Source organism: Mucilaginibacter sp. 21P, from assembly GCF_019331605.1.
Lineage (GTDB): Bacteria > Bacteroidota > Bacteroidia > Sphingobacteriales > Sphingobacteriaceae > Mucilaginibacter > Mucilaginibacter achroorhodeus.
Window position 1 is genome coordinate 199405 of record NZ_CP063061.1, and the last position, 14523, is coordinate 213927.

The following is a 14523-nucleotide window of genomic DNA, read 5'->3' on the forward strand; positions in this document are numbered from 1 at the left end:
TAAGCCTTAAGCCTAATTAGGTTTACTTTTACAACGGTTACTGCACGGTATATCGCAACACCTGCCTGCCTATCCGCCCTTCAGAATCCACCCCTTCTACTACAACACGGTAATTGCCGGGTGCCCCGTTAAAATAACTTGCGCTGGTTTTGCCATCAACAGTTACCAGGTCTGGTTTCCAGAAAATGGTTGAACGCAGATCTGCTAACTTAACATCTCTTTTAACATTGTATTTTGGAGAGTAGAAAACCCTGGATTTGTATATGCCCTTAGGTGCATAAGGCTTTACACCGCCCCCAAAGTATCTCGGGTAATCAACAGGCTCGTCGCCACGTTTAGTTGTAATAATTAACACGCCACCGCCTGCCCTTGAGCCGTAGATAGCCGCGTTGCCGATATTTCGTAATACCTCGATTGATTGAACATCATTAACATTGATAGTGTTCATATAACCCGAATCAGTGTACACCCCATCAACTACTATCAGCATTGGGCCGCCACCCCGAGTTGAAAAGGCCGTACCATTTCTAAAGATAACCCCAAGCAAACGCCCCTGCAAGCAATCAGCTAATTGAATACAACCCGGATACAAATCTTTCGCTAACAGTATCTGGTCAGCTCTGCCCGGACCATTTAGGTTTGCAGAGTGTTTAAGTGCATTTCGTTTCTCACGCACCTGAACTTCTCTGAGAGAAATCACATGGTTCCCTAATCCCAGTTTCATCTGCTCAAAATAAAATTGCCTGCTGTTTTGAGCGTATGCGGCTATGCTTTGGCCTGCATTAGTAACAAAATCAGGGAGGCTTTTAAATTGATTAGATGGTGCCGGGGGAACACTGTCAATAGTGATTACCACGTTACGCTTGTTTTTAGCAGTACGGGCTTGTAGCAAAAACTTTATGCTATCGGGGTAAATTACATCGTTAAAAGCAAAGCGGCCATTTGCATCGGTCACGGTATCAACTTGTAAGATACCATCCCCGAAATTTATCAGTTCAACTTTACCCCCCTTTACCGGTTGCCCGGATGTTGTTGTTACCCGGCCCGAAATAGTGAATGTTCGTTCATCAGGAAACTTATCTTGGGGATCATTACCTGCCGCTATAGCCCGCCACTCAAAACGTTGGTAACCTTGCGTCATCATTAATACATCAAGATCTGCACGCGTTTTTTCTGTGATCTCGTTAAAGTAATACGCAGGTTGCTCTATATATCCTTTAAGATCAGAGGTAAGCAAAAGCGATGCAAAAATATTATTCTCGTTATTTTCATCGATAGGCGCCTTGCTTTCATTTACAACGGCTACTGATAAACTGCCAAGAGATGGCTTTCCATCAGCTGTTGTAGCTTCAACATTAAGCGTAACCGGTTTTTGAGCCTGTTGATAGTTTTTATCTGCAGCAACTTTTAAGTTTATTTTATCATTGCCATTTATAAATACCAATCGCTGATTAAGCGGCTCACCAGCTGAAGAGAAAAGCGTAAACTGCACAATACCTGATGAAAATTTACTTGCAGGGATTACGGCACTAAAGCTTGATTTCCCTACCTCGCTTTTAGCAGCATAATAAACCCTCCCGTTTGCCTGCGCCAATAAATTTAGCTGACCTGCGAGCGCTTTTGGGGTTGCTACATTTACCATAATATGGTTCGGATCAGTACTTGTTATATTGAGCACAGTACCATTATCAGTGGCTTTAGGCAAAGCCTTAATAGCTTTTGAGCCATCTGCATACGTTAGTTCCGCTTTGTATGTTTGGCCCGCTTGAGGTGTTAACGTAAATGCACCCATGCCCAGATGGGTGGTACTTATAACTGCGATCTGTTTTCCGCTGTTATCCCTTATAATCCCTTTTGCATCAACGCCCAAGCCGTCGTTACCAATAATTTTAAATGCTATATGGGTGGTAATGCCATTGACCAGGTTGCCACCCTCCGGAAAAAACTGGACATCAGCAACACCGGCGGCAAAATGCACCGGGATTCTCTTTATAACTTTGTTTTCGCCAACGCCAGCAATGGTTGTAACTAAACGGGCGTTCTCAAGGCTTGCTGCATCTGTTGCAGGAAAATTTACTTTGATATTTCCGTCTGCATCGGTCACGGCTTTGCCTTTCATATTAGCCACACCTGTGGATAGCATGGTGTAGCTTACCTGCTTATTTGAATAAGCCGCGCCATTTGCGTCAGTGTACCTTATAGTCGCAGTAACTTGCTTCTGCTGATAGCTGAAAGATGCCTTGGTGAAAACCTTATTGGTGATCACGTTGCCTATAACAATTGCCTTATCAAAAAAGTATTGCGTACCGGCGTTACGCATATATTCGGTATATGCACGCAGGCGATAGTTACCTTCCTCCATGGTATCAGGCAGCGGTATATCACCGTAACCTATCCCATTATGTAATTGGATCTTAAGGGCTTGTTTTGTAGAATCCGCCTCGTTTATGAGTTCAACATTCAATATTCCGCTATCCGGTTGCAATTGCCTGTCTGGCCCTGTTAAAACGTAGGCCTTAAACCATATATCTTCTCCGGCGGTATAATAAGGTTTATCAAAATGAAGGTATGCCTTTTCGATAGGGTGCTTTTGGCTCCAGGCGGCAAGTCTGCGGGTAAGGTTAGCTATGATGTCATCATCCACGGTAAAACCTGCTATTCCAAGCAACATTATCGCTGGCACAAAAATCCAGATAAGCTTTCTACAGGTCATAAGCGCATGATTATTTAAAATTTATTCTTCCACATCATACTTTCAACAGGCCGGGTTGTAGGTTTGTTATATTTGGCGTTGCCTTTAGTATTGTACATGGTTTCGATGTCGCCCTCAACAACAAAGTATATTAACTGCCCAATAGGCATGCCAGCATAGATCTTAACGGGTTGGGCGCATGATATTTCAAGCGTCCAGGTATTACAAAAACCAACATCACCTTTACCCGCTGTGGCATGTATGTCAATACCTAACCGGCCCGTGCTCGATTTTCCTTCTAAAAAGGGCACATGTTTATGCGTTTCTGTATATTCCATTGTAACGCCGAGGTACAGTGTATTAGGCTGTAATACGAAGCCCTCTTTAGGTATCTCAAAGTTGATGATCTCATTGTGTAGCTTAGCGTCCAGCACCCTGTCTTTATAGGTAGCTAAGTGTTTACCAAGGTGCACGTCATAAGAGTTTGTACCCAGGTGATCGCGGTTAAAGGGTTCAATAATTATAGTACCTTTTTCTATTTCTTCGAGGATGCGTTTATCAGACAAGATCATACGCTAAATTACCATTAAAAAAGCTATTAGTTGCACCCGCCGTTTAAATAAAAACCGCCGCACATTACTGTAACGGCGGCACACTCAACCGCTGTAAAAGGCGGTCACCTTCACCCAGTTCCTGTTTTAATGTTTATTTGATATTCTTTGTGTTTGAGGCAACTTTTCGCTCATCCGTAATTTTACACAGCCTTCGGTTATGGCAACCGCAATTAAGATGATTGCTGCAATGTAGGTTCTTTTCATTTCATAGTAAATTGTGATAATTACCCGTATGACAATCATTGATTAAGTTATGTTACACCTGGCCGTTAATTGGCGCTAAATTTTAAAATAGTGTGATAGAAATTGCTCAGCTTTTTCGCAATTTTACCTTATGGCTATAGCGTACCGACAACAAATTGATGACGACACAGAGTTTGCGCTATGGAAAATAGAGGAAAGTGCCGAAGAGCTTTATCAGCAGCTAAAGCTGGATGACGAGGAAAAAGCCTACACCCGCAAATTGAGCAAAAGCAAGCGCTACCTGCATTGGTTAGGTACACGCGTTTTACTTCGCAAAATGCTTAAAACAGAAGAATATATAGATTGTAAGGTTGATGCTCACGGCAAGCCATATCTCGTTAGCCTTCCATACCATATTTCTCTAAGTCATTCTTTTGATTACGCCGCCGTAATGATAAGCCGTACCAGCCCTGTGGGGATAGATATTGAGCAGATCAAAGAAAAAGTGGAGCGAATTGCGGGTAAGTTTATGCGGCCCGAGGAACTGGCTTTTGTTAGTGATGAGAACAAAATAGCACAGCTTTATGTATGCTGGTGCGCGAAAGAGGCGGTTTACAAATGCTATGGCCAAAAGGAAGTATCTTTCGCAGATAATATCACGCTATACCCGTTTACTTTTCAACATCACGATCTGCTGCATGCTAAGCTGCATAAGGGTAATGTAAACCTTGATTACGAGGTAGGCTATATGCAATATGAAGATTACATGATCGGTTACGTTAAAGGATAGAAATGAAAAACAAAAAGGTAGTTTTTGAGGATTGGGGATTAACTGATTATAAACAAGCCTGGGACAGACAGGAAGAAATCTTTGGTGCGACCGTTAAGCTTAAATCAGAGCTCCGCAACAAAGCTTTAGCGGTAGCAGCGGGCGAGGCAGAAGAGGAATATATCCCTACGCCTAATTACCTGATATTTACAGAACATCCACACGTTTATACCTTGGGTAAGAGCGGTAAGGCAGATCATTTGCTGCTTGATGAACAGGGTTTGCAAGAAAAAAACGCGGTCTACTATCCCATTAACCGCGGTGGCGACATTACTTATCATGGCCCGGGTCAGATAGTGAGTTATCCTATTCTTGATCTTGATAACTTTTTCACCGACATTCACTTATACCTGCGCACGCTTGAAGAAGCTGTAATTTTAACGATGGCCGACTTTGGGCTTAGGGGCGAACGTTACCCCGGATATACAGGTGTTTGGCTGGATGCAGATAATGAGCATGCCCGAAAAATTTGTGCTATGGGCGTACGCTGCAGTAGATGGGTGACGATGCACGGCCTTGCCTTTAATGTAAATACCGATCTGGATTATTTCAAGAACATCGTGCCCTGCGGCATTGATGATAAGGCGGTAACATCTATGCAGTTAGAACTTGGCGGCCGGGTTGATATAAATGAAGTTAAACAAATCCTTAAACACCATATTTCCGTACTTTTTGGTATGGATATAATTGGATGAGAGGATACCTTACACTTGTGTTATTATTTGCTACCGCTTGTACAAAGCAGGCTGTAACAGCTTATCCAACACCGGGCAATGCTTCCTCAATAGATAATAATATGCCACAGCCAAAAACGTTCACTTATCTTGCATTGGGAGATTCATATACCATTGGCGAAGCTGTGCCGCAAGAACAATCTTTCCCTTACCAGCTAATCAGAAAGTTTGAGAACAATATATCGCCAGAGATCATTGCCGTTACCGGCTGGACAACAGGCGAACTCAAACAAGGTATACAACAACGAAATTTACAAAAGCACGATTATGACCTGGTAACGCTATTGATCGGTGTTAACAATCAATATCGCCATTACAGCAAAGATGATTACCGCAAAGAATTTACGGAATTATTGGCCACCGCAATAAGTTATGCCGGCGGTAATAAACAACACGTTATCGTGCTTTCCATTCCCGATTGGGGCGTAACGCCCTTTGGTAAAAACACTGGTAATTCGGCAGCTATTACTACCGACATAGACCTTTTCAACGGTATAAACCGGGAAGAGACCGATAAAGCGGGCGTTGCCTATGTGAACATTACCCAAATATCAAGGCAAGCCAATTCTCAACCGGATCTTGTAGCTACAGATGGACTGCATCCATCAGGTAGAATGTATGGTTTATGGGTAGATCAGTTGGTGCCTGTGGTAACAAAGCAATTAGCGTTATGAAAGCTTTTTTGTTAGTTGTGGCATTGATGATCTGTTCAAGTTTTGGCTTTGCTCAAAATCAAAAGCCTGATAGCCTACACTATCTTGCGCTTGGCGACTCTTATACTGTTGGGCGTTATGTTGATCGATCGCAATCATTTCCCTATCAATTAGCAGCTAAATTAAACAGCAAACATATTGCTACGGCGCAACCGGTGCTCATAGCTCAAAATGGCTGGCGTACCGACGAGTTGATCAACGGTATAAAGCAACAAACAGATAATGCCAGGTACGATTTAGTGACCTTGCTGATCGGTGTTAACAACCAGTATCAAAAAAAAGATATTGAAACCTATCGCAAAGAATTTGCAGAAATTCTTAATTCTGCCATTTTCCTTGCCAAAGGCAACCAGAAGCATGTATTTGTATTATCAATACCTGATTGGGGCGTAACCCTTTTTGCCAATGGACGTAACCGGGAAAATATTGCCGCAGAAATTGATGCTTACAATGCTATCAATAAAGAAGTTACCAAAGCTGCCGGAGCGAATTATATCAACATTACAGAATTATCGCGAGCCGCAAGCGACGATAAAGAATATGTAACAACTGACAATTTACATCCATCAGCAAAAATGTATAAATGGTGGGTGGATAGATTGTACTCACGTGTAGCCGCCTCATTAAAATAAGATATAGTTCTTTTCAAAAAAAGGGCAGCAAAATCAACTTGCTGCCCTTTGCGAAATTTTATAAACAAGGTTACTTCAGCTTCCTGATCCGGCTATTATTAAAATCGTTTACGTAAACATTACCGCTGTTGTCGGCAACTATACCGATAGGATAATTAAAGGTTGCCGAACTTCCCGGGCCATCGGTGTTGCCGGTTGTTGCAGATTTTCCTGCCATAACCGTCAAGATATGGTCTTTAGTAATTTTAAGCACTCTGCCATTACCGTCAGCCACAAACATGTTGCTATTGGCATCAATAGAGATGGCTTGTGGTTTACCTAAAGGCATCGCCAATGAGTCTAAACCTCCGGCAAAAGTACCTACCACATTGTTCAGATCTATCTTTCTGATCGCATTGTTCGATGGCTCGGCAACGTAGATATTTCCGGTAGCGTCTACCGCCACACCAGCCGGGGTGTTGAAACTGGCATTGAGGCCCGTTGAATTTTTGTAGCCGTTGGTACGATTACCTGCTATGGTTGTCACAACACCGGCAGATGTTATCTTACGCACAAGCCCGGTATTGGCATCTGAGACATATAGCGAACCATCGGTACCGATAGCTAAACCGGTAGGCGCACTAAAACTTGCCGATGTTCCCGTTCCGTCTGCATACCCTGCTATCCCGCTGCCTGCAAAAGTTGTTACAACACCCGCCGGGGTTATCTTACGGATGAGATTATTCCCCATATCTGCAACAAAAATATTTCCTGATGCATCAACTGCTAATCCGGCAGGCGAATAAAATGAAGCAGACTTACCCGTGCCGTCGGCACTTCCTAAACTGCCGCTGCCTGCAATTGTTGTCACGTTTCCATCAGCGGTAATTTTGCGAATGGTGCAATTGTAAGAGTCGCTTATATATAAGTTGCCTGCGGCATCACGCGCATTGCCAAACGGATGGTTAAACAAAGCAGCAGTGCCATTACCATCTATATTACCCTCGTTTGAGCCTGCAAGTGTTGATACCGTTCCGTAAGCGTTTGTCATATCGGTTGAAGTCTTAAACTGTACAACACTGCCATAGGCTGTTCCGGTTAAGTTAGTTGCATACGCTCTAATGTAATAGGTAGTATTTAGAGATAGATTTTTCAGGTTAGCAATAAAAGATGTGCTTTTTAATTTAACGGCGGTTTTATTGTCGGCAACTGTTGGCGTCTGGTTGCTGGTGCTATAACAAACGCCATATTCCGTAACAGAGGCTTCCTCACTTGTTAATACACCGCCTGCCCAGGCTTGCGTGGAAGTAGCATCAATGATTACATCATTCGTGACTATGCCCGCCAAAGGTAACGGCACCGTATTACTCTTCATACATGAAGAAATTGCAAATGCGATTGATAACAGCAATAAACTAAAAAGGGTAATTTTTCGCTTCATTTTAATTTGTAGTGTGAGGTGATCTAATAGGTAGTAAATGTCAATCTAAACGCTAAAACACGATAATTTTGAATGTTAATTATTGTTAAAACAACAAGCTTGTTACATCCGTACGCATAAAAATGCTGCTACGATACAGTCCGTAGAGAAAATTAGGGATGAATGGTCAAAATGTATCGACGAATGAGTTTTACTGCCAGTGATTACAAACGCCTGACGGGATAATTTTTATGAGATAAAGCTTTAAGTTATTTTTGCTGATAAACTATTAGCACAGCTTAATTGCAATGGCCGAAAACACATTGATCCGTCGCCTTGGGCTAACGCAAGCCACTGCAATAAACATGACCGATATGGTTGGCATTGGGCCATTTATTACCCTGCCAATGGTGATACACATGATGAATGGGCCATGGTTTTTATACGCATGGCTGGCTGGTGCAATACTCTCTTTTATTGATGCCATGGTTTGGAGCGAGCTGGGTGCCGCTTTCCCCATGGCCGGTGGATCCTACAACTTTTTGAAAGAGACTTACGGCAAAAACAAGGCGGGCCGGTTAATGAGCTTTTTGTTTGTATGGCAAACCATGATACAGGCGCCACTGGTAATAGCTTCCGCAGCTATTGGTTTTGCTTCGTACTTGTCATATCTGTTGCCTTTGGGCCACTGGGAATTAAAGATGGTAAGCGGTGCAGTTGTAATTGCAATTGTTATTTTACTCTACCGTAAAATAGAATCTATAGGTAAGATAAGCACCGTATTATGGATAGGCGTTTTAATTACCATGCTTATCATTATTGGAGGCGGGCTGCTGCACGGAAATTTTCTTACGCCCATAAAGCATATTAATGATGAGCTTACCTTGAATTATGGATTTGTGGCCGCCATTGGCTTTGCCAGTGTGAAGAGTGTTTACAGCTATCTGGGTTATTATAATGTTTGCCATTTGGGTGGCGAGATCATTGATCCATCACGCAATATACCGCGCAGTATGTTCCTGTCCATCGCTGGTATTGCTGTGCTATATATGCTGATGAATGTGAGTGTTGTTAGCGTAATACCATGGCAGCAGGCTAAAGACAGCCAGTTTGTGATAAGCGATTTTATGGAGCGACTTGCCGGAGATACGGCAGCTAAAATAATTACTTGCCTGGTGTTACTTGTAGCCTTTTCTTCAGTGTTTTCCGCTACGTTAGGTTATAGCCGAATACCTTATGCAGCTGCGGCAGATGGTGCATTTTTTAAAGTATTTGCCAAGCTACACCCTACAAAAAATTTCCCCTACATATCGTTGCTTGTTTTAGGGGCAATTGCCTTTGTTTTTAGCTTGCTGTTTAAGTTAAGTGATGTGATCAGCGCTATCCTCGCCATGCGGATACTGGTCCAATTTATAGCTCAAGCATTTGGATTGTACTTATTACGGCGGCGGAAAAGCGAAACACAATTTCCTTACAAAATGCCTTGGTTCCCGTTACCTGTTTTTGCAGCGATCTTCATCTGGATAGGCATACTTGTGTCAACCGGCTGGCACATGGTTTTGGGAGGAGTAAGCGCTATCGCGATAGGCACAGTCGTATATTTTATTAAAGCCAGGTACAGGCGCGAGTGGCCTTACAATGCTAAACCTTTAAGCGATAAAACTCTATAGCATTTTTAGCCCAGAAAAGTTCTTGTTCATTATGAGAGAGCTGGTTAACGTAACCCTCGGCAAGTTTATAGGTTTTTTGGTAACCACCTGCTACATTACATACCGGCCAGTCTGATCCATACATTACCCTTTCTGCGCCGAAGGCGTCGAAAACAACATCCAGATAAGGGGTAAAATCCTCATCCTTCCAGTTGTTCCAGTCGGCTTCAGTTACCATTCCGGATACCTTGCATGATACATTTTGATGCTGTGCAAGCACTTGTATATCTTTCTTCCACTGGTCGATATCGCCGGCCTTTATAAAAGGCTTGGCCAAGTGATCTACAACAAAGCGCTGGTTAGCGAATGCTGCTACAAATTCGGCCGCTATTTTAAGGTGTTTTGGAAAGATAAGTATATCGTAAGTGAAACCATATTTATCAAGCAGACCTATGCCCCTCATAAAATCCTCGCGCAGCATGTACCTATCATCGGCTTCGCCCTGTAATACATGGCGGAAGCCTTTCATTAGTTCTATATCCCGGTATTGCTCCAATCGCTGTTCAACATCAGCAGCTTTCAGATCAATCCACCCTACAACGCCTTTAATAAAGCTATTTTGCTGAGCAAAATTTAGGATAAATTCGTTTTCAGTGATGGTCTGATCGGCCTGTACAGTAATACAGCCGGCAATATCATTCTGTTCAAGCAATGGTTGAAGATCTGCCGGCACAAAATCGCGCCGGCATTGGTGCATATCCTCATTTATCCATTCGTGCCTGGCCTTATCGTAAAGCCAAAAGTGTTGATGGCTATCAATTTTTAGCATAAGCCTTAACCACTTGCTTAGCGGTGCCTAAACCATCAATACCCAGTTCCACCACATCGCCCGGTTTTAAATAAACAGGCGGGTTAAAACCCAACCCTACACCAGCTGGCGTACCTGTTGAAATGATATCGCCTGGAAGCAAAGTCATGAACTGGCTAACGTATGATACAAGGAAAGGAATATTGAAAATAAGGTTTGCCGTGGTGCCGTTCTGCATCATTTTGTCGTTAACCTTAAGCCATAGTTTTAGATTATGTACGTCTTCAATTTCTTTTGCAGTGGCCATAAAAGGGCCTACCGGCGCGAAGGTATCGCAGCCCTTGCCTTTATCCCATGTACCGTTCCGCTCTAACTGAAACTCACGTTCAGAAACATCGTTATGCAGCACATATCCCGCTACGTATTCAAGTGCTTCATTCTCCTCAACATAAGAGGCTTTCTTACCTACAACCACAGCCAGCTCAACTTCCCAATCCGTTTTTACTGAATTTTTAGGGATGATGATATCATCATCAGGCCCTACCAAAGCTGTTGTAGATTTAAAGAAAATGATAGGTTCCTTAGGCAGCGGCGCATTGGTTTCCTCTGCGTGGTCTTTATAATTGAGGCCGATGCAAATTATTTTAGACGGCCTTGCAATAGGGCTACCCAAACGCTCGTTTTCGGCTATCTCCTGCAAGCCCGATTTATTTTCTTCAACATATTTCTGCAGCCGGGCTAAGCCATCAGTTTCAAAAAACTGCTCGTTATAATCTTCACCAAAGCCTGATGTATCGTATTTTTTATCGTTAAGGATGATACCGGTTTTCTCTTTACCAGCCTCGCCATATCTTATCAGTTTCATTTGTAATTCAGTAGTTATTGGTTCATTAGTTTATTAGCACCTGCTTTATCTGCGTCTCTGTACATTATCAATTGTTCAGTTTTATAAAGCCACCATCGATAGGATAATCGCAGCCGGTAATAAAGCCGGCCTCGTCAGAACATAGATAAAGCGCCAGTGCAGCAACTTCTTCCGGTTTGCCCATACGGCCTATAGGTTGGCTTTTTGATAATTTTTCAAATATCTCTGCTTCCTTACCAGGATAATTCTTGGCAATAAAACCATCTACAAATGGCGTGTGTACCCTGGCCGGTGATATAGAATTACAGCGGATGTTATCGGCCATATAATCACGCGCCACAGACATGCTCATAGCGTAGATTGCGCCTTTGCTCATAGAATATGCAAACCTATCCATTATACCCACTAATGATGCAATCGATGCCATGTTGAGTATAACACCGCCGCCGTGTGCTTTCATTACCGGCACAGCTGCATAAAGTGCATTGTAAGCACCTTTAACATTTACACTGTAAATACGGTCGATGTCGGCTTCGCTGGTACCCTCAAGATTACCCACATGGGCAATACCTGCATTATTCACCAATATATTGATAACACCTATCCGCTCAAAAACCTGCAAAACTTCCTGTTGCTTACTTATATCTGCGGTATGTGCAAAGGCCTGCCCGCCATCAGCGTTGATCTCTTCAACGGTGTGCTGTGCAGCAGCAGCATTCAATTCTATAATATGAATGGTAGCACCCTGCTTCGCGAATAATTTAGAGATCGCTTTACCTATACCGCTGCCACCGCCGGTTATAACGGCAATTTTATTTTGTAAACTAAACATAACTAAGTTTATAATGATACGCCCCTTTTCCAGGGTATAAAATCGTCCTGACCTAATTTAACTGCCTTTGGTTGCTTTAAACCGCTGGCAACCTCTATCACATAATCGAGCATGCGCGTAGCAGCCTGCTCAATTGTTTCTTCACCTTCTATAATGGTTCCGCAGTTGATGTCCAATATATCCGGCATGCGTTTAAATACTGCCGTGTTTGTTGCAATTTTAATAACCGGCGCTACGGGGTTACCGGTTGGCGTACCCAAACCGGTTGTAAACAATACAATATTGGCACCGGCGCCAACCTCTGCGGTGGTACTTTCAACATCACTACCCGGTGTACAAAGCAGATTTAAGCCGGGTTTGGTAACCTTTTCCGGATAATCTAAAACAGCTGTAACGGGCGATGAACCACCTTTTTTTGCAGCACCTGCAGATTTGATAGCATCAGTAATTAAACCATCGCGAATATTACCCGGTGAAGGGTTTGCGTAAAAGCCTGAGCCGTCTGCCTCGGCCCTTGCGTTATAACTGCGCATTAGCTCCATAAAGCGTTGTGCTTCGTTCTCTGTTACACAACGGTCGCTCATTTCCTGTTCAACACCGCAAAGCTCAGGGAATTCAGCTAATATTACGCTGCCACCCAAGCTCACTAAAATGTCAGAAAGATAGCCCAGTGTAGGGTTTGCAGATATACCCGAAAAGCCATCAGAACCGCCACACTCTAAACCTATGCAAAGTTTAGATAAGGGCGCCGGCTGGCGTATTTGTTTATTTGCCTCAATCAAACCGGCAAAGGTTTGTTTCAAAGCCTCATGCAATAAGTTGCTTTCGGTGCCTAACTTTTGCTGTTCAAGTATTATCAGCGGCTTGCCAAAATTGGCGTCGCGTTTTTTTATTTCATCCTGCAGGATAGAAGCCTGGGCATGCTGGCAACCTAAACTTAATACAGTTGCACCAGCAACGTTGGGGTGCGTAATGTAACCTGCAAGCAGACCACATAGTGCAACGCTATCCGTGCGCGTACCACCGCAGCCCATATCATGATTGATGAATTTTATACCGTCGATATTTTCGAAAAGCTTGCCTGTGGTACTTTCCTCCGGAGAGAGGTCAAGATCAGCCTGGATAATTTCCTGTGTAGTTTTTCCTGCCTTGTACATTTGCACCAGGCTATCCACTTCTGTCTCGTACCCACGCGGCTTTGCAAAGCCAAGTTTAGCAGATAGCGCATCTCTAAGAACATTGATATTTCTGTTCTCGCAAAAAACCAATGGGATAACCAGCCAGTAATTAGCAGTACCTACAGAGCCATCTGCACGATGAAAGCCCATAAATGTTTTATCATGATACTTTTCGGCAACTTCTGGTGTATGCCATTGGGTTTTACGGCTTCCTAACTTAAAATCGTCTGCTGCATGCACCAAATTTTCAGTGGTAATAGCTTCCCCTTGTTTAACAGGTTTGCTTATTCGGCCAACCAATACGCCGTACATGTGCACATCCTCACCGGGCTGCATGGCAGTTACAGTGAACTTATGTTTAGCCGCAACGCGTGTTGTTAGCGGGAAACTATCGCCGTTAAAGTTAATGATGGTTCCTGCTTCCAGATCAGTTAGTGCCACAAGCACGTTATCTGCCGGGTGGATTTGCAAATATGTATGCTTACTTGCGGACATAAATTAAGTAACTTTATAAGTGTTAATGTAACGTTTAAATAGAAAAGCTAACATACAAAAAAAGTCCCCTTTAGGGACTTTTAATTTCATTTGCTGATGAGGTTATATAACTCATCCAGTTTTGGTGACAACACGATCTCTATACGCCTGTTTTTTGACAACGCTTCCGGAGTTTGAGCCGGGTCTATCGGTTGAAACTCGCCTTTACCGGTAGCTGTCAACCTGTGCGGATCCACGTTTTCTGTTTCGGTAAGATACCTTGTTACAGATGTTGCCCTCAAAACACTCAGGTCCCAGTTGTCTTTGATCTGACCAAGGTTTTTTATCTTTTTATCATCCGTATGGCCTTCTACTGCTATATTAATATCAGGCTCTTTGTTAAGCACCGCTGCTAATTGTTTTAACGCCAGCTTACCTTTGTCGTCAATTACAATACTTCCTGATGGGAAGAGCAATTTATCCGTTAACGATACATAAACCTTTCCGTTACGAATATCCACCGTTAAGCCACTTTGCTGGAAACCTAACAATGCTTTCTGTAATTTTTCCTTAAGCGCATTGGTCGCCTCATCGCGTTTGCGTAAAATTTCTTCAACCTCTTTTAAGCGGGCTTCGCGTTTCTGCAGGTCTGATGATAACTGGGTTACCTTTGATGAACTTGCGTTATAATTACTATTTAAAGAAGTGTAATTAGCTTTAAGCGCCCCCAGTTCCTGGCGAATCTTTGTAGTGTCGGCCATTAGTTTTGCTACCTGGTCTTCCAGGGTGGTAGTGCGGGCGGCTAAAGAATCGCGCTCGGCAAGCAAAGCCTTGTGCTTTTTGGGAGACATAACCACACATGATTGCATGGCTGCTGATAGTACGAAGAAGATAATGACCAGATATCTGATTTTCATTTTA

The 14523-nt window shown here is 43.1% G+C and carries 13 protein-coding genes; 5 read left to right on the forward strand and 8 right to left on the reverse strand.

The window, feature by feature from the left end; genetic code table 11:
• Positions 1-37 precede the first annotated feature (37 nt).
• Both INP83_RS00715 and dcd read right to left on the reverse strand, forming a co-directional pair.
• On the reverse strand, positions 38-2671 hold the full coding sequence (locus tag INP83_RS00715) for a TonB-dependent receptor plug domain-containing protein (protein ID WP_219125923.1): 2634 nt from the start codon (positions 2669-2671) through the stop codon (positions 38-40).
• Between the two features lie 56 nt (positions 2672-2727).
• Entirely contained in the window at positions 2728-3264 is a 537-nt protein-coding gene (gene dcd, locus INP83_RS00720) for a dCTP deaminase (RefSeq protein WP_146272332.1), read from the reverse strand.
• A 376-nt stretch (positions 3265-3640) separates the two neighbouring features.
• Here dcd and INP83_RS00725 point away from each other — a divergent pair, with 376 nt between their 5' ends.
• Genes INP83_RS00725 through INP83_RS00740 form a run of 4 tightly spaced genes read left to right on the forward strand, consistent with a single transcriptional unit; the run spans position 3641 to position 6397 of the window.
• The gene (locus INP83_RS00725) at positions 3641-4279 is read left to right on the forward strand and encodes a 4'-phosphopantetheinyl transferase superfamily protein (protein WP_219125924.1); all 639 of its coding nucleotides are present in this window, start codon (positions 3641-3643) and stop codon (positions 4277-4279) included.
• Between the two features lie 2 nt (positions 4280-4281).
• Positions 4282-5013 carry a lipoyl(octanoyl) transferase LipB gene (gene lipB, locus INP83_RS00730; RefSeq protein ID WP_219125925.1) on the forward strand — a complete coding sequence of 244 codons (732 nt, stop codon included), beginning with the start codon at positions 4282-4284 and terminating at the stop codon, positions 5011-5013.
• The gene (locus INP83_RS00735; protein ID WP_219125926.1) at positions 5010-5726 is read left to right on the forward strand and encodes an SGNH/GDSL hydrolase family protein; all 717 of its coding nucleotides are present in this window, start codon (positions 5010-5012) and stop codon (positions 5724-5726) included. Before lipB ends, INP83_RS00735 begins: the two co-directional genes overlap by 4 nt.
• Positions 5723-6397 (forward strand): SGNH/GDSL hydrolase family protein, encoded by a 675-nt coding sequence (locus tag INP83_RS00740; protein WP_255563219.1) that lies wholly within the window; start codon positions 5723-5725, stop codon positions 6395-6397. The genes INP83_RS00735 and INP83_RS00740 overlap by 4 nt, the downstream gene beginning before the upstream one ends.
• Before the next feature lie 70 nt (positions 6398-6467).
• Here the strand turns inward: INP83_RS00740 and INP83_RS00745 are convergent, their stop codons facing one another.
• Positions 6468-7751, reverse strand: a complete 1284-nt coding sequence (locus INP83_RS00745; RefSeq protein WP_219125927.1) for an NHL repeat-containing protein — start codon at positions 7749-7751, stop codon at positions 6468-6470.
• A 353-nt stretch (positions 7752-8104) separates the two neighbouring features.
• Here INP83_RS00745 and INP83_RS00750 point away from each other — a divergent pair, with 353 nt between their 5' ends.
• Positions 8105-9466 carry an APC family permease gene (locus INP83_RS00750; protein WP_219125928.1) on the forward strand — a complete coding sequence of 454 codons (1362 nt, stop codon included), beginning with the start codon at positions 8105-8107 and terminating at the stop codon, positions 9464-9466.
• Here the strand turns inward: INP83_RS00750 and INP83_RS00755 are convergent.
• The 5 genes from INP83_RS00755 to INP83_RS00775 form a co-directional block, all read right to left on the reverse strand.
• Positions 9438-10274: an amidohydrolase gene (locus INP83_RS00755; protein ID WP_219125929.1), complete on the reverse strand. Its 837-nt coding sequence runs from the start codon at positions 10272-10274 to the stop codon at positions 9438-9440. The two genes, INP83_RS00750 and INP83_RS00755, sit on opposite strands and share 29 nt — an antisense overlap.
• Positions 10261-11118: a fumarylacetoacetate hydrolase family protein gene (locus INP83_RS00760; protein WP_219125930.1), complete on the reverse strand. Its 858-nt coding sequence runs from the start codon at positions 11116-11118 to the stop codon at positions 10261-10263. The genes INP83_RS00755 and INP83_RS00760 overlap by 14 nt, the downstream gene beginning before the upstream one ends.
• Positions 11119-11185: 67 nt before the next feature.
• Positions 11186-11950, reverse strand: coding sequence for an SDR family NAD(P)-dependent oxidoreductase (locus tag INP83_RS00765; RefSeq protein WP_219125931.1), 765 nt, complete (start codon positions 11948-11950; stop codon positions 11186-11188).
• 8 nt (positions 11951-11958) lie between these two features.
• The gene (locus tag INP83_RS00770) at positions 11959-13623 is read right to left on the reverse strand and encodes a UxaA family hydrolase (RefSeq protein ID WP_219125932.1); all 1665 of its coding nucleotides are present in this window, start codon (positions 13621-13623) and stop codon (positions 11959-11961) included.
• 86 nt (positions 13624-13709) lie between these two features.
• On the reverse strand, positions 13710-14519 hold the full coding sequence (locus tag INP83_RS00775; protein ID WP_219125933.1) for an OmpA family protein: 810 nt from the start codon (positions 14517-14519) through the stop codon (positions 13710-13712).
• Between the last annotated feature and the right edge of the window lie 4 nt (positions 14520-14523).